This window comes from Pseudoalteromonas sp. P1-26, from assembly GCF_001401795.1.
Classification (GTDB): domain Bacteria; phylum Pseudomonadota; class Gammaproteobacteria; order Enterobacterales; family Alteromonadaceae; genus Pseudoalteromonas.
The window spans coordinates 37,827-61,713 of sequence record NZ_LKDX01000012.1 but is presented as its reverse complement, the minus strand read 5'-3'; the positions used below and the strand labels follow the sequence as shown (position 1 = coordinate 61,713).

The window sequence follows — 23,887 nt, the reverse complement described above, 5'->3', positions numbered from 1 at the left end:
CGTCTAAGCTGCGGTTTTTTTAATAAAGCATATTTACTTGTTAAGTAAATGCTTTTCGAAGAAGTTAGCCATCATAGTGTGATAGTGCAGGGTAGTGCCTTTACCTTCTCGTAGGCTGTGAGAACGGTTCGGGTAAGAGAAAAACTCGAACTGTTTATTGTGCTTAACTAATTCGTTAATTAAACGCTCTGAACCTTGGTAGTGTACGTTATCATCTCCGGTACCGTGGATCAGTAGCAACTTACCTTGCAGGTCTTTTGCAAAGGTGATCGGAGACGTGTTGTCGTAACTTTCAGGATCGGTATTTGGGTTACCTGCATAGCGCTCTTGGTAGATAGTATCGTACAAGCGAATATCTGGCACTGGGGCTGAGGCAATCCCAACTTTATATTTATCACCATGGCGGAATAACAAATTAAGCGTTGAACTACCACCACCTGAGTGACCCCATACACCGACACGGTCAGTATCAATGACATCCCAACGTTTTGCCATCGCATCAAGGGCGTCAACTTGGTCAAGTACGGTAATAGAGCCTATTTTTTTGTAGATAGACTTACGCCAATCTCTGCCTTTTGGTGCGCGCGTGCCGCGGTTATCAACTGAGGCAACAATAAAGCCTTGCTGAGTTAGATACGACTTGTATAAGTAACTGTTACCTTCCCAGCGGTCTTGAACTGTTGAACCCCATGGCTCACCATAAACATAGAAAACGATTGGGTATTTTTTACTTTTGTCCATATTCGCTGGGAACATGATGTAGCCATCAAGCTCAACACCATCGCGCGCATTAACCGTAAAGAACTCGTGAGTCGGTAATTGCTCAGTCGCTAATTTCTCTCTTAATGCTGTGTTCTCAACTAAGGTTTTCACATTACTGTGATCGCTTACTTTGATGATCTCTTTCATTGGTGGAGTGCCAAATTTAGAGAAAGTATGCATTGCCCAAGAGGTATCTTTAGACATGTAATAACTGTTTGAACCATCGAATGACTCAGGCGTTACGCGCATCGGTTTAGAGCTGCCATCAAGCGAGGTACGGAATAAATAACGCTGACCGGGATCGTCCGGTGATGCAGTAAAGTACATAACGTTTTTATCTTCGTTGAGCGCTAACATATCAATGATGTCGTACTCGCCTGGTGTTAAATCAACAACCGTTTTGCCATCGCGAGATACACGGTACAAATGACGCCAGCCATCACGCTCACTGTGCCAAATAAAGAACTTACCGTCTTTTGACCAATTTGCTTTATAAAACCACTCAATAAAGGCATCGTCTTTATCTTCAAGAATTTTAGTCAGTTGCTGTTTTTGCCAGTCGAATAACCAAACCTTGTTGTGGCTTTGCGGACGGTTAAGATCTTGGATCATCAAAGATTCACCTGTGCCTGCCCAGCTAATACGTGGAATATAACGATCGCGATTATCACCACCTAGTTCAGCCCAACGGGTTTTCTTGTCATTAAGACTAACCACTCCCACTTTAACCGCTGAGTTCATCTCGCCGGCTTTTGGATACGGGAATTCTTTAAGGGTAGGGTAGAGATCATCGGTGTTATTGATCATGGTGAAGTATTTCACGCCACTGGTATCAAGCTGCCAATAGGCAATTGATTTGTTGTCTGGACTCCAGCGGAAACCATCACGAATGGTAAATTCTTCTTCGTAAACCCAGTCAAAATTACCATTAACAATGGTGTCGTTACCGTCAGTGGTTAAAGCAGTCACAGCCTTGCTGCCCACTTTTTCCATGTAGATGTTGTTATCACGCACGTAAGCTACTTTTGAGCTATCTGGTGAGAACTTAGCAAACATTAGCTTTTTCGCTTCGATGTTTTCGCCACCTAACTGATATAGCGAATCAGTTTCGAGGTTTAAAAGCCAAAAATCACCACGGCTACGTGAGCGCCACACTTGCTCGCCATTGGTAAAAACCATCAGCCATTTACCATCTTTAGACCATTGATAGCTTTCAACGGTGAGTGGCTCTTTATCACCTTTGGGAATTAATTTTTCGTAACTAACAAGTACCTTACGACCCGTCCCATCGGCGTTATAAAACACAATATCATTGCCTTTTACGCCGTGCTCATCGTCTTTAGCTTTGTCGTCTTGGTTGTTTTTATCGCTTTCGCGCTCTTCGAGTACCGTATAACCAGTACCATCATCGAGCCACGTAAAATAGGTGCTACGCTCAGATTTAAAGTCTTTTTCTTTATAAATTTGTTCAAGCGAGAGCGGATTAGCCGTTGCGTTCACTGTTGCTGATGGGGTGCTAGCTTGCTCTGTACTTGAGCATGCCTGCAAACCTAAACCCGCAACCACAGCAAACGCAAGGGTTGATGTTTTTATTAAGTTCATTTTGTTGTTCCTAGGTTTTAACTTACCTAGCGTACCAAAATAAACTTATAAAATCTGAGTCTTTGTCGTGTTATCTGGGGGGTTGAACTTAAACTTAATCGTCCCACAAGAACATACTGGCTTGCTTGTTGGCAATACGTAGTTCGTAGATATCACTACAAGGGCGCATCGCCGCACCATAGCAAACATGTAATGGTAATAAGTGCTCTTCACGAGGATGACTAAAACGCGCCGCAGGGGCCATTTGCCATTCTAATAACTTAACTTGTCGCTGTTTTTCACTCAGCTCAGTATTGCCACACACATCGACTAACCATTGCTCAAAAGCCATATTTTGCGCTTTAATTTCAGCGGTTTCAGGGGTGAAAAATGCGCGCATATTATGAAAAGTAAAGCCAGAACCAATGATCAATAAATTATCGTAATCAAGGTGTTGTAAAGCCTCACCTATCGCTAGGTGTAAGCTTGGCTCAAGGCTTGGATGTAACGACAATTGCACACAAGGTATATCTGCTTTTGGATACATAATCTTCAAAGGCACATACATACCGTGATCAAAGCCACGAGATGGGTTTAATGCGCTATCGATATTAGCTTTTGCCAATGCCTGATGTACTTTTTCGGCAAGGGCAGGTTCACCTGGGCTTGGGTACTCAATACTGTAAGCAGGCTCAGGAAAACCATAGTAATCATAAATTAGCCCAGGAGCAGAGCTCGAAGTGATACTAATTGGGTTCGCTTCCCAGTGTGCACTCACCATCAAAATAGCAGATGGCTTTTTAATTTTTGCGGCAATAGACTGTAAACAAGTGACCATATCGGCATGACTTGGATCGCCAAGTAAAGGCATAGGACCGCCGCCATGTGAAACAAAGAAAACGCGTGGCTTTTGCATAAATGTACTCCTTAAATACGCTAATCACTATAGTGCACGCACAGAGGTACAATAACTAGCCACAAAAACGCACAGCTAGGGTGTGAATTTACACACCACTAGTTTGTAAGTACTAACTTAAATGCCAAGCTACGTTCATGGCAGGGACTTGCCCTTTTAAGCCACCTTCGAGAGGTTCTTTGCACAGTAATGTTAGTTGATAAAAAGCATCGTAGTGCTGATGTAATTCATCGGCGACCACACTAAACGGTGGACCCGAAAACTCACTTTGCTGATATTCAAATACCACCACTAACTGCGTTGCTCTATTGGTTAATTCAAGTAAATGCTGGGTATAGCGAATGCGCACTGGCTTTGGTAACGCAACTAAGGCGGCACGGTCATAAACCGCGTTGATAGTGCCAAGTTCATTCGCGGTAAGTGCAAAAATATCACCCACCCAAACGGTTAGATTTGCGCCTTGGTAACGTAATAGTTCACCGTGTTGGCTAACTTCGGGTTCTAGCTTTAACTCATCAAATAACTGCTTAATGGCAATCTCACTAAGTTCTGCCCCAACAACACGCATACCTTGCGCTAGCAAATAATGAATGTCGTGAGTTTTTCCGCACAGTGGTACAAAAACAGTATCGCCTTGCTGTAAATTCAAGTTAGTAAAATACTGATCTAGATAACGGTTAACGTCTCCTTCATGAAAACCAATTTCGTTATTTTCCCAACGTTGATGCCAATGCTTTGCGTCCATTACATACTCCTAAATAAATTGAATGAATTGAGCTGATAAATATATTCCGACACCAAAAAGTAGGTGAGTTACAGCACTTTTTAAACGGGCTTGGAGTGGGTTTGCGGTTTTCGTAGCCATTATCCCCATCCCTAAAGCGGGCTGCATAACAAAAAATGGCATACATACGCTAGCTAATCCAAATATACATGCAGCGATTAAGGTGGGCTGTTCAAGCCAAGCAATACCGACCAGTAATATAAATAGAAACGAAAATAAAACACCAATAAAGTAGTGTAAACACCACCCAAACACGCACTCAAACTGCTTAACTGGACTAGTTGCTATATTCAGGTGCTTAAACTTTCCATCTAATAAACCCAAGCCCCAACGGCCAACTAAACAAAAGTTTAATGACGGTATCTTAAACACTTTAGCCAGCACAAAAGCATAAAGATCAATGAACAAAGTCGCCGCTATGCCTACAAAAGTTATCACATAAATATCATTAACACTCATAATTAGATGCTCTTAAATGATTTAATAAAAGACATGATATCTAATTGCAAAAATGCTAAAAATAGCAAGATAAACAAACTATGATTGCATAAATGAGAACATGATTGACGATATTGCCCTATTCATACAGATTGTTAAACAAGGCGGCCTACGTAATGCGGCTGAGAGCTTGTCGTTGCCTACCGCAACTGTATCGAGACGCTTGCAACGACTTGAGCAACGCCTAGGCGAACAGCTTTTGAATCGCTCAGCAAGGCAATGTACGTTAACACAAGCAGGAGAGGTATATTTTCAAAGTTATGTTGAATTAATTGAGCAATTTGAACAAACTCACCGCCAGCTTAATGATCAAAAAGCACAATTATCAGGAAAGCTTAAAGTTTTAGCACCTCTGAATATTAGTCATGGTTTCTTAAAGCCGATGTGGCTCGCATTTACTAAACAATACCCTGATATTCAACTTGAGCTATTGCTTAATAATAAACTTGAAGATCTGAGTAAAAGCCAAGCTGATATAGCAATAAGAGTAGGGCCGCAGGCTGATTCTATGCTCCATCAGAAAAAGTTAGGCAGTGTTGATACCTTATTTGTTAGCACTAAAGCATACCTTAATTCGGCATCTGCCATAGAAGAGCCTGCTGATTTAAAACAACATAGGTTAATTGGTACCACGTTGCGAAATAAGTGGCAGCTAACCAATACACAAACGAATGCAACTTATACTCACATGTGCCGATTTGCTAGTACTTTTAACGATACTGGATTTGTAAAATACTTAGTTTGTGATGAGCAAGGTATCGCCTTGTTACCTCGGTTTGAGGTTATAGATGAATTAAAATCTCAGCAGCTAGTTCAAGTACTGCCACACTGGCGAGGAGAAAACCGCGACATTTATGCAATCTGGCCAAGCGCACGTTTACTGAGTAAAAAGGCTGCCTGTTTAAAACAGTTTATAACCGACTATATTGCTGAACAATTATAAAGTCTGCCATTGATATTCCATCTGTTTGGCAGTCAGTAGGGCGTGTTCGTAACTAATAAACTCAGCGACTAACGCTAGGCTCATATCAATGCCAGCAGAAATTCCCCCAGAGCTGGTAAACTTACCATCGGTGATCCAACGAGTATCTGAAATCACATTGAGCTCAGAAAACAAAGCAGCCAACTCTGGTTGATCTTGCCAATGAGTCGTGACATTTTTACCGTTCAAAAGCCCTGTTTTAGCAATCAAAAATGCCCCCGTACAAACAGAGGCAACACGCTTGGTGTTAGTGGCTGTGTGTTTTAACCAAGTAATAACCTCTGCTTTTTCTAGCTCTCGTGTATGGTCGCCACCAACCACAACAAGGAGATCAAGCGAAGGGCAGTCAGCAAAGCTGTAATGGGGGTTTACACTATAACCACCACGGGCAAGTACAGGACTATCACTTTCGGCAATTAAACTCACTTGCCAGTCATTATTCGCTAGGCGCTTGGCTGTACTAAACACCTCAAACGGACCTGAGAAATCGAGAACTTCGGCATCATCATAGATGTAAATTCCAATATTCATACAATTGTTCCTATTATGTGGATTTATTTCTCAAGTAAAAAAACGTACTATGCCATTTTTGCAGTTCGTTAATGACATATTATTAAATTGCGCACTGTATACAAACAAAACTTCAAGGCATTGTTAATGCGTTTTTTTTTATTATTGAGCGTGCTGCTGGTTGGTTGTAAAACAACACAGCAAAGCGTTGCTGAAATTAGTGAAGTGTCGCCGGGCACTATTTATTTTCAGGGCGAAACATCAAAGCAAAATGTTGAAAAGTTCGAACAGTTATTAGTAAATAGCGATCAACAAATCAACACCTTAGTTATTAATAGCCAAGGTGGTGATGTGATGGTGGGTTTACATTTAGGTGGCTTAGTTCATGAATATCAACTCGATGTTGTGGTACACGAGCTTTGTGCATCGTCTTGTGCCAACTATGTACTTACCGCAAGCCCACATGTCCTCGTTGAAGAGCAAGCCGTTATCGGCTGGCATGGGGGCTCATTACAGCCATTATACGTGCCCATGGAGCAACCGCCTGAGGTCGCTAGCTATATAGCAAAATGGCAAGCAGCAGAGCGACAATTCTTCGATATCATTAATGTTGAACAGGCGGTTACTATCATAGGTATGATGCCTGGTATTACAGAGAAACGTGATTCTGCTATTTATAGTTACGACGCTCAAACCCTAAAGCGTTTAGGGTTGCATATTGAGTTTGCTGGTGCGCAAACAGGGATGTCAGCAAGTGGCGAAAAACTAGCGCAGGTTTTCGAACTTGAAGAGTCTGTACTTAACCACTTTTTGATGCTCAACGATATTGTTTCAGCAGAACTTATTAACTAATAAAAAGCCCACATGACGTTGGCTTTTTATTAGTTATGTTGGCTAAGCCAAGAGTGGATTTGTTTAGCACTTCTTGGTGACACTATTTCAGCACGACGTTTTAATTCTTTATGCCACGTCAGATCATTTAAAGCCGCATCACTTAATGGTGCATTTCTATCTGTGTTTTTTAGCACATAATAAGCATCTGCAACATCCGCAAGGCTTACATTGTTATTTACCGCAAAGCGCTTAGACATTGGCGCTAAGGGCATATTCAACGAACTATTAGCCGATAAAGGGATGAAGCTGTCCGCAGGGTATGATGATGCAATACCATCGTTTTTCATCGCTGGCCAAACAGTGTATGTGGAGCCCGGTTTTTGCTGCTCAAGTAATGCAATTACAGAACTAAAAGGCGAAGTTTGATTGTTTATAACTACCGGCTTTTTAAACGTGTGAAATGCACCAAAGAGTAAGATTGCACGGCGATGCTTAGCGACAACATGCTGATTTATTGCCTCTAAATAGCCAGTTTCACGGCTACTTTCTAGCTTTTGCCAATCCTCTTTAGAGAGGGTTTGCCAGTTCATTGCAGGCTCAGCAAGGACAAGACGAACTTTATGTTCACGGGTACTATTAAGCTGTTTTAACTTTAAAACTAATTGCTCATAAACATCATATTGCCATGCCATAAAATACAAGGTGTCGCGCCAAATGTGCCTTACGTCATCAATGCTTATATTCTGTTTGCTCAACAAATATTGATCAGCTAAATCTTGATACCGCGCATTACCAAACTCAACGACAAGATCATCAAGCTGCTGCCAGTTACTAGGCTCATCTAAGTATTTAATAAGCCTAGTAACAACATGCTCGCTGCCATGAACATCACCAATTGCAACGAGTTTATTAGCGTGTAACGCTTTATTAAGTTGGCTGTCGTAATCATAATTTGCAGCTTTGACAGTACTTGCAAAACATACATATGCGAGGACAACAAACCCGATGCGCTTTAAAACCTGCATATTAATCTAACTCTAATTGGGCCTTTTCAACAGTTTCCGCGGGTAACTCTTTTTGAACAGAAACCCCCAACTCTTTGAACTCAGAGGCCTGCTTAATCAAGTTCCCTTTACCACGATACAGCTGAGAAAACGCTTTATCATAGCTTTCTTTGGCGCGGTCTAATTGCTTACCAACCCCTTCCATACTGGTTAGGAAACCATTGAGCTTGTTGTAAAAACGCTCAGCACGGGCGGCAAGCTCTTTTGAGTATTTAGTTTGCTCTTCAAAACGCCACAATTGTTTTACGATGTTCAAGCTAGTCAATAAGGTCGTTGGAGTTGCAACTAAGATATTTTTTTCGATTGCTTGCTGATAGATATCACTCTGGTACTTAAGCGCTTCAACAAATGCTGACTCTATTGGTACAAACATGATCACCACTTCAGGTGAGTTAATACCTGGTAGTCTGTCGTAGGCTTTGCTTGCTAATTCGTTTATACGTGATTGCACCGCAGTGACATGCTCTTTAAGCGCTTGCTGCGCCTCAAGCTCTGTATCGGCATTTACATAGCGTGTATACGCGTTTAAAGAGGTTTTAGCATCGATAACTAAATGACGTTGCTGAGGCAAATACACCACAACATCTGGGCGTAAACGGCCATCTTCGGTGTTAAACGATACTTCTCGCTGATAATCTACTCCAGCACGCAGCCCTGCGCTGTCTAATACATTTTCAAGCATTAACTCCCCCCAATTACCTTGGGTTTTCTTTTGCCCTTGTAATGCGGTGCTCAGCCTATCAGCTTGTTCGGTGATGGCTTGGCTTTTAGCCTGTAAATGCAATAACTCAGTTTTAAGTGCTGCACGCTGCTTTAGATCTTCCACGTGGATCAATTCCATCTTATCGCGAAAGCCTTTTAGCTCACCCTGAACCGGTTTTAAAAGTTGCTCAATACTCTCTTGGTTTAAGGTTTTGAAACGTTGTGATTTTTCTTCAAGGATTTGATTAGCGAGGTTTTCAAACTCTTTTTTGAGTTGCTCTTTGCTTTCTTTGATATGACTAAGCTGCTCTTTAAAATGCAGTTCTTTTTGCTCTATAGTGCTTCGTAAGGTACTTAAATCAACATCGCGCTGATTAAGTGCAGCTTTAGTATCAGCAAGCTCAGCTTCAACTTGACGCCAAAACTGGTTGTATTGTTGTGCTTGCTTTTCTTGTTCTACAAAGCGGGTTTTAAAGTGTTGAGACTCATCACGTTGCTCAGCGTAATCTTGCTGTAACTGCGCAAGCGTAAGTTGGCTTTGTTCAAGTTGCAGCTGCTTTTGTTCTAAATGATTTTGCTGGATTTGCTGACTATTTTGCAGTTCGGTTAACTGATTTTTTAAGCGAATTTTTTGTAAGGCAAAAATAACACCACTTGCAACAGCACCTACAGCAGCACCAAGCACACCACTTTGCCAATTAATCTGTGCAATCAGCTCTGTAATCATAACGAAAACTCAATAACTTAAAGACACATCATCATAACGAATTAGTGCTCAGCAGAGTAGGGGGTTTAGGCATAAAAAAAGCCAGCTCAAAGTGAGCTGGCTCTAACATTACTAAAATTTAGTAACCAAATGGGAAATCAACATAATGCTTATGTAAACTGCAATTTAACAACAAGCATAATAATAGACGCCCCAAAATTTGATTAGTTCAAAAAAACTTTAAAAAAATTTAATTTTTTATCAGAGCAAGCATTTGCTCTTCATCAAATTGAGTAAAACTCATTGATTTTTCAGTAAATAATGCATCAACAAGAGCTTGCTTATGCTGCTGCATTTTAAATACTTTTTGTTCAATTGAGTTAGCCATAATCAATTTATAAACAAACACAGGGTTAGTTTGGCCAATACGGTAGGCACGATCTGTCGCTTGTTTCTCAACAGCAGGGTTCCACCAAGGATCAAAATGAATCACAGTATCGGCTTGAGTTAGGTTTAGCCCTGTACCACCGGCTTTAAGGCTAATTAAGAATACGGATGTATCACCTTGAGTAAACTCTTCGATAACACGGTCGCGGTGTCTTGTTTGCCCGGTAAGCATACTAAAACTGATGCCTAATTCATTTAATCGCTCTGCTATGACATCAAGTGCCATGGTGAATTGACTGAATATAATCACCTTACGACCTTCTCTAAGCATGATAGGCAAATGCTTAGATAACCATTCAAGTTTGGCGCTGCCAGCCTGTGAACTAGGGTCGATCAATTTTGGATGACAACAGATTTGTCTGAGCTTTAATAATGCATCTAAAAAGGCTAGCTTACTTTTTTGTACACCTTGCTGTGCAAATAGGTCGACTAATTTCTGTTCTAAAGATTCAGTTATACCGGTGTAAATTTCCTTTTGTTTGCTCTCAAATTCAAACTCTTTAACTAGCTCAGTCTTCTCTGGGAGCTCTTGCGTTACCTGTGCTTTAGTACGACGCAAGATAAATGGCATGATCAACGACTTAAGTTCATCAGCTCGGGCAACGTCGTTATCACGCTCAATAGGCGTTTGAAAATAGCTCTTAAAATGTGCTTGCGAACCAAGTAAAGAAGGCATTGCAAAGTCGAGCAAAGATTTAAGCTCAAATAAGTTATTTTCTATAGGCGTGCCGCTTAAGCAGAGCTTAAAGTCTGCATTAAGGCGCTTAACCAAGCGTGAAACCTGCGCAGCGTCGTTTTTAATATATTGCGCTTCATCAAGAATGATGTTTTCAAAATACAGCGGCGAATAAAAGGCAATATCACGCTTCAATAGAGGATAAGTTGTTAAAATACAATCTGCTTGCGACAACTGTTGTAATTGGTCGCTGCGCGCAGCACCGAAGACGGTGGTAATTTTTAAGTTACTCGCAAATTTATTAATTTCACTTTGCCAGTTACCAACCAAGCTGGTTGGGCAAACAATTAACGTGGGGCCTGCTTGTGGTGATTGCTTGGCATTAGCTAAAAAGGCAATAACTTGTAGGGTTTTACCTAGCCCCATGTCATCAGCCAAAATACCACCAAGCTGGTGACGCTTTAAAAAGTTAAGCCAATCAACACCGTGTTGTTGATACTCACGCAATTGCACACCCTGGTTTAAGCCTTGAATATCGGACTTTTTAATAAGCTGTTGTGAGCTATTTAATTCCGATAGATAAGCATCTAGAGCATCGTCAACAATATTAACCTTAATTGCTTTTTGCTCGATGAGCTTAGGCAAAAACGACAAAGGCATTAAGATTTCGTCACGGGTTTTAATATGCTCAAAACGTTCACGATAATCATTAAGCTGCATCATCGCGGCCTTTTCAACCACAGCAAAGCGTTTTCCTACAGTAAAGTAATAAAAGCGCTCACTTTGTCGATTAAGCGATTGATAAGTATTGTTATCAGTGACAAACAACTGTTGAGTTTTAACACCAGAGATCACGATTTTACTAACTATCTGATGGCCTTTACCACGCTCAACTTGCAGTGAAAGTTGTTTAAGGACTTTGCCGACAGCTAACTCATCATTAATTTTCCAACCACGTTTTAATAAGTTTGGAATTATTTCAAACTTTAACCAATGTTCATGAATAACTGATTGTTTATTAAAGATAAACTCTGTTTGTAAAGCCCCTTTACATAATTCAAAGCCAAGGTTAGTTAATTCATTTACAACGGTATTTTCTAATGATTGGTTTAGTATTTCAGCTGGCGCCTGGCTTAAATCATACAAAGAGTTTTGATAATTAAACTGCAATCCTAAGCGGATTGTGCCCTCGTCATTATTGATACTGATGACAGGGAATACAGTTCGAGCTAGGCTTTTTTTGCTTTCCTTAAATGCATGAGGGATCACACCTTCACCAAAATTATCATTCAGCTGTTGATAAACGCGGTCAAAGTTCTCTGTGTGAATAGCAGGCATATTGGTAAGTAACGCTATTTCATCAGCCGTTAACGGAGTACGAATTCGGCCTACTTTTAGCTTTTCAGGGTCAAGGTAAGTAGGGGGGGTTGTTTTTAACAATAACCAATTATCTTGCCCAGCAAGCGTCATGCTCAATGACGTTAAGTCTTTGTTTTGTTTCCAATCAAACTCTAACGCTTGCATACTGTCAGCTTTAATTGCTTGGCGCGAACGGCCTAAAAACAAACGCTGGGTGGCAATTAATTGCTGTAGTGCTGCAAAGCCCCATTGACCTTTAAGCTCTAGTTTACCAAGGGCATTCTGAGAACGGATCCAGCTATATAACCGAAAGTCAGATTCTAATAAATCAGTAGGGGTTACAAAACTATTTAATTGCTGCTCGGTAAGATTACGACCAAGAGTATAGTTATGCTCAGCGTCATAATTAGCTATTTTAGGGGTAAGGGTTACAACAGATTTCTCTACATCAAGAACAAATAATAGAACCTGTTTGGCATTGTCATTAGTAACCTGCTTAAGGGTTTTTAGCTCACTAAACCAATCGTTAATGATGTAGTCTTCGCCGTAGTCACCTGAATGTTCAATTTTGAGTTTTAGGAGCACAGCTGCAATATGACGGCATTTAGTTTTAGAACCACAAGTACAATGCGAATCGACCGAAAAACCACTTGGTAATTTACTGATCTCAATATGCTGAGTAAAGGTATTCCCTTCGTTACCAAACATAGATGCATCAATAACGCTAAAATCACTGTTATGTTCTAACCAGTTGATTTGGCCGTTCTGGTGATACTCTTTTGCTTTACTTAACACATGCGGCTTAAATAGCTGTTTGATGAAGCGCTCAGACAGAGGAAACTGAGTTTCTTGCTCTTGTTTGATTTCTTCAAAGATAGCTAATAAGTCATTTTTGGATAAGTTAGCAGACATAACGCTTTTGGCAGTAAAAACAAAAAATAATTCTGCCAGTATATGATCTATCGGCCCAGAGCTAAAGCACTATTGAGCAATATTGGACTGGTTGGAGCTGATAACTTGGTAAAAATCTGCTTTAAAATAAAATCAAAGCTGAAAACTGACATGCTGAGCATTTAACAAACAACAATCGCACAAGATATAAACAGGTTAATAACAAGGCAGGGGCTTTACAGATCAATTTTTTACTAAGCAATCTAATTATGAGAGTAAAAAACCTGTAAAGGGGTTATTAGTTGGTAAAAAACTGATCTGAGAGTGTAATAAGTACCAATTTTACTGGTAATAGATCACTATTTTACTAACGAAAGGGAAGGGGGAGATCACGCTTTTACTAACAGCAAAAGCGTGAGAGATCATTCTTTTACTAACTAATTAAAGCTATTTAATAGCTTAGTTAGCTGCTCTAAGCGTTTGTCTGTCATCACTTTATTATCGATTTTCACAGATAAATCACCGCTTTTAATGTTCCGTTGTACGCTCACAAATTCACTATCAATAAGGGCTTCACGACGGCTTGGCGCTGCTGGCTCAGCAGTTAATAGCTTGGTAATTGCAAGAGCACGTTTATCATCGCTGCTGATTTGCGCTATTTCGCTATCACTACTTACGTCATTTACAAGCTTGGTAAACAGCTGCTCGTCACGCTCTTTGGCACTGATAAGCTTTTTAGCTACTTCACGGCCAACATGATTCGCAGTAGGGTAAAGACTTAAAACCTCAGAAGGTAGATTCTCATACGCTTTGATAGCGTCAGCAATCGCAGTGTGTGATACACCTTCAATTGCCGCAATCTCTCGATAAGAGCCTTTTTTACCATCAGCAATAAGCTCATCACGGGTCTGTTGATATGCTTGACCTAGCTCCCATAGACTTGGGGCAATGTATTGATCAGATGATACAGCAAGAATTTTAGCATCTTGATCTGTGAAATCTTCAGAGCTTAAAACTAAGTAATCAGAGTTACTTAAGATACATGCTTTTCGACGACGAGAACCTGCTAATACAAGCATTTCATCACCTTTATCCCAACATAGGGCAGGGTGCTGGTTACGGCCGTCTTCGGCAATTGCAGGAAGGATATCGGCAACTGACTTTTCATTTAGTAATGATTGTACACGGCGGTTTTTACCATAGACCTTTGTTTTAGCTTCAATTTCTGAGCTTGGAATAACCTTACACACCAAAGTAATTTGACGTGTAGGATCGCTTGGAGCAGGCATACTGATAACATCACCAGCTGAAGCTTGCTCTAGCAAAGCATCTAAACTGCTACTTTCGATAGACGTTGAAAAAGGGTCTAAGCTGGTATCATTTTTACGTTTTTTAGCCATTTTTATTAATTACCTTACTTAGCTGTATTTAGAGACGATTGAGTTGACTGCCAATTAGAACGGATCAGCATTTCAAGTTCATCAACAACATCTTTGATATTTTCTTGCGCACGAAGTAGTGACTCACGACTAGCTAAGCTATCTGACGTTTTTTGATCAAAAATGGTATTAAAAGAAGATGAGCTGGCGGTAATTGCCGAGCTATGATTGATTGGGTAACTCATTACTTGACGACCAAATGCACTACGAACGTCTTTAACGATGTCGCGCTGTGAATGATTCCCTTTAACATAGTTAGTTACTAAGAATTGCATGAAGTCCCAACCTTGGTGGCCAAGGGCAGCAACTGTATGGTAAATCTCGCCTAATCGCTTTAAGTATTTATTGTTTGCATCAAAGTCTACAGCTTCAGGATGAACTGGAATAAGCATCGACGTAGAGGCCATTAATGCATTATAAAACATAAAGTTAAGTGATGGAGCTGTATCAATTAGAATAATATCAAATTGATCTTTTACCGGTTCAATAACTTTTTCGAGCAATTTATGATAGTGACGAGTTTTATCATAACTAGAGCTATCTTTTAATAAAGTTGCAGTTTCATGCTCGAAGTAAAAATCATCCATACCTGAAGGCAAAATACGAATATTAGGTATATGGGTAGGTAAGAAAGAGTTCGATACTAACTCATCCCAGGTTTCGTTTTCATCGAGTTCGATACAGTCACGCATTAAGTCACCCACAGTAATTGGGTCTGGCTCACTAGGTGGGAAAAAGCTTGATGAAGAACCTTGTGGATCAAGGTCAATAATACCAATTCTGTATCGTTTAATATTGGTAGTAGCAAGTGCAGCGGCAATGTTTACCATGCTGGTAGTTTTACCACAACCACCTTTTAACGAGTTAATAACTATAACTTGTAATTTATCATGAACTGTACGGTGATCAGGCTTAATATCCATGATATCAGCCATAGCAAAGATATTTACCAAGGTATAAGCGTAGTGGCCATTTGCACCACGTTTGATATCAAGTGCATCAAAGTCACCATTATCATGACGTCGTTTTAAGGTACGATTATTACAGCCTAATAAGTCAGCGGCTGCTTTTTGCGTATAAGTACGAAGTTCTTTTTCTTCAGACTTTAAATGGGCACGATAATGTTGAATACGTCCTTCTAACGATTTTTCAGCAACTTCTGCTGTCGCTTTTAGTAACCTATAAGTGGCTAGCGCATTATTATTGATAGACATACTTTCTTCCTCAAAGTTATGCTTTAAGTATAATGTCCATTCAAATTGCTGTAAACAAGTATTTAAGGCGACATTCCTTTTATTTATAAGACATTTAATAAAAATTTGTAACTTTACTGATGCTAAGTATAAATAAGTAAGTTTAATATCGGTTAAGTATATAGGTATATAAGGTTAAGATGCTAAAATAGTGAAATATATGTCTGATTTCGTTGAATATTTAGTAAAAAGCCAGATCGTGTTTTTACTTGGTAAAGATCAGATCTTTAATGACTCGCAGATCAGCCAATTACTAAGCAAAAAATGAGCTTTCGACTTATGCACAGTTTAACCACTGCTTTACTCACAAAAATAGTGGTGTAGATCAACTTTTTACTAACTAAATTATAAAGTTATGCACCGAGAGCATGACTAAAATGCACAATAAGTTAGTATGGATCTGATCTATAGTTGGTACAGATCAGATCTATGCTAACTTAAGAGCTGTTTATCCACATGGAGTTTTAAAAAAGCGATTTATGTCGTGTTAAATCGCTTTAAAAAGGTGATTAACACGACATAATTTGAACTGAGTTAGTAAAATCGCGACCTATCAACTATAACTTAGTAAAAATCTGATCTGAAAATCAGCAATTACGAAACAGTTAGTATAAAACTGATCCGAAGAAATAAATTATGATCGGATCAAGTTTATACTAACTTAAACATTTAACTTTTGAAGTTTTATGTGTTGTTATTAACTGTCGAAGAAAAATTGGAAATAAGAACAATGAGCCGAAAGGTCAACATCTCGGTAGATAACTTACCCGATACATTACGCGGGCAGATCCACGGGGTGGAAAGTGCAATAGATAATGAAAGTCTTGCACTATTTACAGACAACAAAGATGTGCGTGTTTCAATTGAAAATGCTGCACATGGTTTGAGAGCTTACTCAAATACATTTAATCATTATGATCTATGGGGACGATTTGTCCGTTCTGGTCATAAGAAGCTTCCGGTTGAAGAAGCACCAAAGAAAACCATCGTTACACGAAAAATCTCTGAAAAAGTAGACGGCATTCTATATGATGGTGAAATCAAAATTACACCTGCGGTAGTAAGCACAAGAAAAGATGGTGAAGATGTTGAATATCTTGTTTGGCCATCTGATCGTGAAGAAAAGGTCGAACGTGCCTTAATTCGTTTAGCCTCTAAAGGGAAAATTGTAAAAATCAATTTTAAGTCTGGTATTCAATACGCAGTTGTTTTTTCAATGAATGAATTAGCACAAGAGCTGAAAGCTGTTGGCCAGTCGATGCCTTATCCGCAAATCAAAGAATCATTAGAAGCATTACAAGGTTCTAAGCTTTCTTTTAAATATTCAGCAACAGATACTCGTAACTCTGATATTGATGACTCATTTTACGAATCGAACATGAACTTTTTATCGTCACTTCATTTTAGTGGCAAAAAAGGTCAGGGTGGTAACGTAAAATGTGTAGCTTGTTTAAATGCCTTCGTTCATAACATGATCGATAATCTTGAATACAAAGGTTACTACTTTAATAGTGCTCAAGAATTAAAACGTGGTTTATCTCGTTGGATGATGCTTCGTTTATATCATTTATGGCGTTATGCGGCACCGGGTAAGACCTACCATTTCCGACTATTATCGATTATGGAAAAATATGGCTCTATTTATTCAACAGACGAAATTACCGAGAATAAATTAAAAGCTTTGCGTCGTGATATGACAACGACAATGAAAGACTTAATTGAGAAAGGTGCAATCTCTGAATATAACATTACCAATGTCAAAGATGACAAAACGGGTAATATTATTGATTACACATATGAGATGCATCCATCTGATCAATTTTGTGATGAGATTCTTACGCTTAATAAGCATAACAAACGAATCGAAATTCAAGGTGGTAAGCGCATTGTTGAAAATGCTGTTTTAATCGATGAAGATAAAATTGAAGAAATAGTAGAAGACTAAATTTTTAAATACTACTAACTATAAAGAAAAGGCCACATATGTGGCCTTTTTAACATAATCAATCTGTTACTTGTTCTAAGTAAAGTCTATCAACTAAGAAATCATATTCTCTTTTTCGAGGATGACTTTCTGGTTTTTGATAATCAGATAATGTTCCAAGTTTTACATCTGGTTCTGGGTTTATCAAAATAAAAGGTAAAGCAGCACTAACATGATATCGGTTTTGAGCTGTATACCTTACATTAACTTGTGGACTAACTCTTGTTGGTCTACGAATTCGTAATTTTTCTTTATCACCTAAACTTGCAACACGACTTTGCTCTTGTGCAACTAGTGCTTGCCAAGAGTGTTGGTCTATCATTCTTGGATTAGAATAACTAGCCGATTTATCGAGCATTGCTAAGGCCATTTTTTTAGTTAGCGTTTTAGTTGCGTGTTTGTGCATCCAAGTAAAACGAACAGAGTAGGGCGATTCAGTTTCAAAGTGGATCTTACGATATGCAGCAAGTGTAATGAGATTAGGCACAGCATTGTGAACCGCTTCAAATCGCGCATCATTATTATCGATAGCTATTACACTATTTTTAAAATCAGCTTTTGCTTTATTTAACTGATTTATCCTTGCAATGAAATGTTGCTTATCGACATCTTTTAAAACTAATAAACCTGGATGTCTTTTTAATACTCGACTACTTAATCCTGTCTTTTTATAAAAATCACCAAATGAATTTAGAATTAACTTATGAGCATCATCACCTTCAATTTTTTGTACACTAATTGAAGAAGGTACTTTCTTTTCGTCGTTTATATCGATATCTGGCAATTGATAATATGATGCCTTATGAAAACCCACTTCCTTTAATTCTTCACAAAACAAATGAGTTAACTCACTTACTAAATCAAACTGACTGCGTATTTCTAATTTTGTACTCATAGGAACACATCTTACTTATTGTTGGTACAATTGTAACTTTATCTCCTGCCGCTTAATAGTAAATTTTCTTTAGCTTGCTGACCTCACCTTTTAGTTCAATAAAGTATGATGTGTTCCTTGTATTCTAGTAGTACAAGTTTTTAATTTGATCAATGTAGGGCTTAAAAAGTATATTTTAAGTATGTAAAGCTGAGGTTACAGTAACGCTTTAACTAGGTAAGATGTGTTCTTAAGCTGTGCGGTAACGAATTAGGTGGTCAAAAAAGTGTAACTGACTGGTTTGAAACAATAAAATATTGAAACCCTAATTGTTAATATCGAAACTATTTATCAAATAACGAAATAATCGTAAATAGCTGAATATTGTCCTTGAACTTAGTACGTGCAATAAGTTAGTTTTCGTTAACGGTCTATGTTAGGAATGAGGAAAGAACATGCAATCGTGGAACCCAGACAGCTGGAGAAAACTGCCGATACTTCAGCAGCCAGAGTACCCAGATCAAGAAGCCCTTAAATCTGTTGAAGGGCAATTAAAAAGCGCACCACCTTTGGTATTTGCCGAAGAGACGCGTAGCTTATACAAACAACTAGAAGCTGTATGTGAAGGTAGAGCCTTCTTATTACAGGGTGGTGATTGTGCAGAGTCATTTAGTGACTTTAATGCCGCAAATATCCGCGATACATTTAAAACACTTTTACAAATGGCCGTTGTTTTAACTTATGGTGGTAAATGCCCTGTAGTTAAAATTGCGCGTATGGCAGGTCAGTACGCTAAGCCTCGCTCATCAGATTACGAAACAATCGATGGTGTTTCATTACCTTCGTACCGAGGCGATATCATCAATAATTTTGAATTCACAGAGCAAGCCCGTGTACCTGATCCACAGCGATTGATGACTGCATATCATCATAGTGCTGCAACGCTAAATTTATTACGCGCATTCGCGCAAGGTGGTTTAGCCGATTTACATCAAGTAAATCGCTGGAACATGGGCTTCGTTGCTGCAAATCCACTTAAAGAGAAATACCAACAGCTAGCTGACAGAATTCAAGATGCTCTTGAATTTATGGAAGTGTGTGGTATCGACTCAACCGTTGCGCCGAGCTTAAAAGAAACAGACTTATTTACATCACACGAAGCGTTGTTATTAGGCTATGAAGAAGCTCTAACACGCCGTGACCACTTATCAGGTGATTGGTACGATTGTTCTGCACACTTTGTCTGGATTGGTGAACGTACACGTCAACTTGATCATGCACACATCGAATTCTTTAAAGGCATTAAAAATCCAATTGGTGTGAAAGTTGGCCCAGGTATGGACCCAGATGAGCTAATCAAACTTATTGATGCCGTTAACCCAGATAACATTCCAGGTCGCTTAACGTTAATTACACGAATGGGCGCTGATGTTCTTCCAGAGAAACTACCGGCACTTGTACGTAAAGTACAACAAGAAGGCCGTAAAGTTATTTGGAGCTCAGATCCAATGCATGGTAATACTGAGAAAGCGAGCTCAGGTTATAAAACACGTAGCTTTAATAATATTCTTCGTGAAATTAGCCAGTTCTTCGCAGTACACAAAGCTGAAGGTTCATACCCAGGTGGTGTTCACCTTGAAATGACTGGCCAGCACGTTACTGAATGTACTGGTGGTGCGTATGGCTTGTCTGATGAAGATTTAGCACAACGCTACCGCACACAGTGCGACCCACGCTTAAATGCGGATCAAGTATTAGAACTAGGTTTCTTAGTTGCTGACTTATTAAAAGACGCTCGTAAGTAACACTAAGTTATCCAAAAAAAGGCTGCACATTGCAGCCTTTTTTAATGTCCGATACTAAAATAAGTTAGTACTTACGTCTTTCAAGTCCAGTATCAGATATAATCTTTGCAGAAATTTCTTCTACTGAATGATGAGTTGAATTTAAAAATTGAATCTTCTGCTTTTTATAAAGCATTTCTACTTCACGCACTTCAATACGACACTGTTTTAAAGACGCATATTTTGAATTTGCCATTCGACGCTGGCGAATATCGGCAAGGCGAACAGGGTCAATCGTTAAACCAAATAGTTTATGTTTGTAAGCTTTTAAACACTCAGGCAGGGAGCCTCTTTCTAAATCATCTTCTGTTAGCGGGTAATTCGCCGCTTTAATACCATATTGTAATGCAAGGTATAAACTAGTCGGTGTTTTACCGCTTCGGCTAACACCCACTAAAATAATGTCGGCTTCAGAGTAGTTTTTAATGTTAGCGCCATCATCATTGGTCAACGCATAGTTAACCGCATCAATACGAAAATCATAACTTTTCTCGTGCATTGAATGCGTTCTATGAACCTTAGGTACCGGCGCAACTTTTAACTCTTGAGAAATTTTATCACTGTATTGAGATAAAAAGTCATAACACACCGCGCAAGACGATTTAATAATTTCACTTAGCTCGTGGTTTACAAAAGTGAAGAACACGAGTGGCTGTTCACCATCACGTTGAGCTGTTGAATTAATCAAGTTTTTAACTTCAGTTGCTTTTTTTTCTGTTTCAACAAAAGGAATTGTTTTGTGATTAAAATCAACAGGAAACATAGATAAGGTCGCATGACCAAAGACTTCAGAGGTGATTGCTGTTCCATCAGAAATATAAAATGCAGTTCTCATATTTAACCTTTTTATTACCTTTATCTGCAAAATAGGGGCTTCACGGTTTACGTGAGGTCTGTTGCCAGTGTAGAATGACTATGACCTTTTTAGAAGGTTTTCTTTCTTAACTCTCACAGTTAGTACTACAATTTGTTTATGGAGAAAGATCCGTGCAAGAATACGTTCTCTGGTATCAAGAGCTTGGTATGCAAGATGTTCCTCGTGTTGGCGGTAAAAACGCTTCACTAGGTGAAATGATCTCTAACCTAGCTAACGCTGGTGTTCAAGTGCCAGGTGGTTTCGCTACAACCGCTGATGCATTCAATGAGTTTCTAGAGCAATCTGGTTTAAACTCAAAAATCCACGATATTTTAGACACATTGGATGTGGATGATGTAAATACACTCGCTAAAGTCGGTGCCGAAATCCGCCAATGGATTATCGATACACCATTCCAACCAAACCTAGACCAAGCCATCCGCGACGCATATAGCCAACTACACGGCGACGCATCACAAGATGTTTCATTTGCAGTTCGCTCATCTGCTACAGCAGAAGACATGCCAGACGCTTCATTCGCAGGACAACAAGAAACGTTTTTAAACGTACGTGGTATTGATTCAGTAATGACTGCAATCAAACACGTGTTTGCCTCACTATTTAATGACCGCGCTATTTCTTACCGTGTTCACCAAGGTTATGACCACCGTGGTGTTGCACTTTCAGCTGGTATCCAACGCATGGTTCGTTCAGATAAAGCAGCTTCAGGTGTTATGTTCAGTATTGATACTGAATCTGGCTTTGAAGATGTTGTATTTGTCACTTCAAGCTATGGCCTAGGTGAAATGGTTGTACAGGGTGCTGTAAACCCAGATGAATTTTATGTTCATAAACCAACTCTTGCTAACGGTAAACCAGCGGTAGTTCGCCGTAACATTGGTTCAAAAGCAATCCAAATGATTTACTCAGCGGATGAATCACATGGTAAGCAAGTTGAAATTGTTGACGTAGATTCGTCACTTTCAAACAAATTCTCAATCACAGATGCTGAAGTTCAAGAACTTGCAAAGCAAGCTGTTATTATTGAAAAGCACTACGGTCGTCCAATGGACATCGAGTGGGCAAAAGACGGCAACGACGGTAAACTTTACATCGTTCAAGCACGTCCAGAAACAGTTCGTTCAAACGAAGATGCTAACGTTATGGAGCGTTTCCAATTAAATGGTACAAGCACAGTTGTTGCTGAAGGCCGTGCAATTGGTCACAAGATTGGTTCAGGTACTGTACGCGTACTAGATTCAATTGATGAAATGGACAAAGTACAACAAGGCGACATTCTAGTTACTGACATGACTGACCCTGACTGGGAGCCAATCATGAAACGTGCCGCTGCGATTGTTACAAACCGTGGTGGTCGTACATGTCACGCGGCAATCATTGCTCGTGAATTAGGTATTCCTGCAGTTGTTGGTTGTGGTAATGCAACTGATTTAATTAAAGCAGGCCAAGATGTAACTGTATCGTGTGCCGAAGGTGACACAGGTTATATCTACGAAGGTATTTTAGATTACGAAGTACTTACTTCACGTGTTGATGAAATGCCAGAGTTACCAATGAAAGTTATGATGAACGTAGGTAACCCTGATCGTGCATTTGACTTTGCACGCTTACCTCATGCAGGTGTTGGCCTTGCGCGTGTTGAATTCGTAATCAACCGTATGATTGGTGTTCACCCTAAAGCACTTCTTAACTTTGATGCTCAATCTGACGAGCTAAAAGCTGAAATCTCAGAAATGATGGCAGGTTATGAATCACCTGTAGAATTCTACATTTCTAAGCTTGTTGAAGGTATTGCAACACTAGGTTGTGCGTTTGCACCTGAGCGTGTAATTGTTCGTATGTCTGACTTTAAGTCAAACGAATATGCAAACCTTGTTGGCGGCCAGCAATATGAGCCGGAAGAAGAAAACCCAATGATTGGTTTCCGTGGTGCAGCACGTTATATCTCTGAAGATTTCCGTGACTGTTTCGCGTTAGAGTGTGAAGCGATTAAACGTGTTCGCAACGAAATGGGTATGACTAATATTGAAATCATGATCCCATTTGTTCGTACGCTTGAAGAAGGTAAGCGCGTTATTGAATTACTTGAAGAACATGGCCTTAAACGAGGCGAAAATGGTCTGAAAGTAATCATGATGTGTGAATTACCATCAAACGCGTTACTTGCAGATGAGTTCTTAGAATATTTTGATGGTTTCTCTATCGGTTCAAACGACTTAACTCAGTTAACATTAGGTCTTGACCGTGACTCAGGTTTAATTGCCCATCTATTTGATGAGCGTAACCCTGCAATCAAGAAACTATTATCAATGGCTATTCAAACTGCTAAAGCAAAAGGCAAATATGTAGGTATTTGTGGTCAAGGTCCTTCAGATCATGAAGACTTTGCAGCTTGGTTAGTTGAGCAGGGCATTGATTCTGTTTCTCTAAACCCTGATACAGTATTAGAAACTTGGTTATATCTTGCTAAGAAATTAGCCGACTAAGTACTTTATTTAATTAAAATAAAGATTCTGATATAAAAAATGCCAGCACTTAGCTGGCATTTTTGTAACTCAATTAGAAATCAGCGAGCAAGTTTTTTATCGATATAAGCACATGACTTAGTCAGAGCCTTTTGGCACAAGGTTAAATAATCACGCGCTTTAGGATAGTAAAAAGATAAACAGAAAAGTCCTGCAATAAAGAAGATCAGCGACGGTCCGGGAATAATGACAAAAACTAAACCCAATAACATGCACAAGGCACCTAAACTGATTAATGCAATTTTTTTCATCTGACTATCTCATTTGCTGCTTTAATACACAGTATAAAAGTATTGCCCCCGAAATCGATAAAAAGAGTGTTACAAACTGTAAAATCTTCAATTTATCTTAGCTATTAGCATGATATAATTTGCAAAAT

General features: G+C 39.4%; 18 protein-coding genes. 5 read left to right on the top strand and 13 right to left on the bottom strand.

The window, feature by feature from the left end:
* Positions 1-33: 33 nt before the first annotated feature.
* The 4 genes from AN394_RS08370 to AN394_RS08355 form a co-directional block, all read right to left on the bottom strand.
* Positions 34-2,364: a S9 family peptidase gene (locus AN394_RS08370; protein WP_055021233.1), complete on the bottom strand. Its 2,331-nt coding sequence runs from the start codon at positions 2,362-2,364 to the stop codon at positions 34-36.
* 94 nt (positions 2,365-2,458) lie between these two features.
* The gene (locus AN394_RS08365) at positions 2,459-3,259 is read right to left on the bottom strand and encodes a class III extradiol ring-cleavage dioxygenase (RefSeq protein WP_055021232.1); all 801 of its coding nucleotides are present in this window, start codon (positions 3,257-3,259) and stop codon (positions 2,459-2,461) included.
* A gap of 112 nt (positions 3,260-3,371) precedes the next feature.
* Positions 3,372-4,004: a thiopurine S-methyltransferase gene (gene tmpT, locus AN394_RS08360; RefSeq protein WP_055021231.1), complete on the bottom strand. Its 633-nt coding sequence runs from the start codon at positions 4,002-4,004 to the stop codon at positions 3,372-3,374.
* Between the two features lie 9 nt (positions 4,005-4,013).
* Positions 4,014-4,502 (bottom strand): DUF2938 domain-containing protein, encoded by a 489-nt coding sequence (locus tag AN394_RS08355; protein WP_055021230.1) that lies wholly within the window; start codon positions 4,500-4,502, stop codon positions 4,014-4,016.
* 100 nt (positions 4,503-4,602) lie between these two features.
* On the opposite strand from AN394_RS08355, the gene AN394_RS08350 reads away from it, so the two are divergent.
* A complete protein-coding gene (locus tag AN394_RS08350) occupies positions 4,603-5,484 on the top strand; it encodes a LysR family transcriptional regulator (RefSeq protein WP_055021229.1) in 882 nt (293 codons plus the stop codon).
* On the opposite strand, the gene AN394_RS08345 is transcribed toward AN394_RS08350, so the two are convergent.
* Positions 5,479-6,054 (bottom strand): DJ-1/PfpI family protein, encoded by a 576-nt coding sequence (locus AN394_RS08345; RefSeq protein WP_055021228.1) that lies wholly within the window; start codon positions 6,052-6,054, stop codon positions 5,479-5,481. The two genes, AN394_RS08350 and AN394_RS08345, sit on opposite strands and share 6 nt — an antisense overlap.
* 126 nt (positions 6,055-6,180) lie before the next feature.
* Between AN394_RS08345 and AN394_RS08340 the strand changes: the two genes are divergently transcribed.
* Positions 6,181-6,885: a hypothetical protein gene (locus AN394_RS08340; protein ID WP_055021227.1), complete on the top strand. Its 705-nt coding sequence runs from the start codon at positions 6,181-6,183 to the stop codon at positions 6,883-6,885.
* A 29-nt stretch (positions 6,886-6,914) separates the two neighbouring features.
* On the opposite strand, the gene AN394_RS08335 is transcribed toward AN394_RS08340, so the two are convergent.
* The 5 genes from AN394_RS08335 to AN394_RS08315 form a co-directional block, all read right to left on the bottom strand.
* The gene (locus AN394_RS08335) at positions 6,915-7,892 is read right to left on the bottom strand and encodes a hypothetical protein (RefSeq protein ID WP_055021226.1); all 978 of its coding nucleotides are present in this window, start codon (positions 7,890-7,892) and stop codon (positions 6,915-6,917) included.
* Position 7,893: 1 nt separating this feature from the next.
* Complete coding sequence (rmuC, locus tag AN394_RS08330; protein ID WP_055021225.1) at positions 7,894-9,360, bottom strand: DNA recombination protein RmuC; 1,467 nt, start codon at positions 9,358-9,360, stop codon at positions 7,894-7,896.
* A 229-nt stretch (positions 9,361-9,589) separates the two neighbouring features.
* Positions 9,590-12,733, bottom strand: coding sequence for a DEAD/DEAH box helicase (locus AN394_RS08325; protein ID WP_055021224.1), 3,144 nt, complete (start codon positions 12,731-12,733; stop codon positions 9,590-9,592).
* Between the two features lie 416 nt (positions 12,734-13,149).
* The gene (locus AN394_RS08320; RefSeq protein WP_054563106.1) at positions 13,150-14,112 is read right to left on the bottom strand and encodes a hypothetical protein; all 963 of its coding nucleotides are present in this window, start codon (positions 14,110-14,112) and stop codon (positions 13,150-13,152) included.
* Between the two features lie 14 nt (positions 14,113-14,126).
* Positions 14,127-15,365, bottom strand: a complete 1,239-nt coding sequence (locus tag AN394_RS08315) for an AAA family ATPase (protein WP_054563105.1) — start codon at positions 15,363-15,365, stop codon at positions 14,127-14,129.
* 769 nt (positions 15,366-16,134) lie between these two features.
* Here AN394_RS08315 and AN394_RS08310 point away from each other — a divergent pair.
* Complete coding sequence (locus AN394_RS08310) at positions 16,135-17,349, top strand: hypothetical protein (RefSeq protein ID WP_054563104.1); 1,215 nt, start codon at positions 16,135-16,137, stop codon at positions 17,347-17,349.
* A 58-nt stretch (positions 17,350-17,407) separates the two neighbouring features.
* Here AN394_RS08310 and AN394_RS08305 read toward each other — a convergent pair whose 3' ends face one another.
* Positions 17,408-18,283: a DNA replication terminus site-binding protein gene (locus tag AN394_RS08305; protein ID WP_054563103.1), complete on the bottom strand. Its 876-nt coding sequence runs from the start codon at positions 18,281-18,283 to the stop codon at positions 17,408-17,410.
* A 434-nt stretch (positions 18,284-18,717) separates the two neighbouring features.
* Between AN394_RS08305 and AN394_RS08300 the strand changes: the two genes are divergently transcribed.
* Complete coding sequence (locus AN394_RS08300) at positions 18,718-20,067, top strand: class II 3-deoxy-7-phosphoheptulonate synthase (protein ID WP_054563102.1); 1,350 nt, start codon at positions 18,718-18,720, stop codon at positions 20,065-20,067.
* Positions 20,068-20,131: 64 nt separating this feature from the next.
* Here AN394_RS08300 and AN394_RS08295 read toward each other — a convergent pair whose 3' ends face one another.
* Positions 20,132-20,941 (bottom strand): pyruvate, water dikinase regulatory protein, encoded by an 810-nt coding sequence (locus tag AN394_RS08295; protein WP_054563101.1) that lies wholly within the window; start codon positions 20,939-20,941, stop codon positions 20,132-20,134.
* Between the two features lie 152 nt (positions 20,942-21,093).
* On the opposite strand from AN394_RS08295, the gene ppsA reads away from it, so the two are divergent.
* Positions 21,094-23,469: a phosphoenolpyruvate synthase gene (ppsA, locus tag AN394_RS08290; protein ID WP_054553332.1), complete on the top strand. Its 2,376-nt coding sequence runs from the start codon at positions 21,094-21,096 to the stop codon at positions 23,467-23,469.
* Positions 23,470-23,549: 80 nt separating this feature from the next.
* On the opposite strand, the gene AN394_RS08285 is transcribed toward ppsA, so the two are convergent.
* On the bottom strand, positions 23,550-23,759 hold the full coding sequence (locus AN394_RS08285) for a PGPGW domain-containing protein (RefSeq protein WP_054553331.1): 210 nt from the start codon (positions 23,757-23,759) through the stop codon (positions 23,550-23,552).
* Positions 23,760-23,887 lie beyond the last annotated feature (128 nt).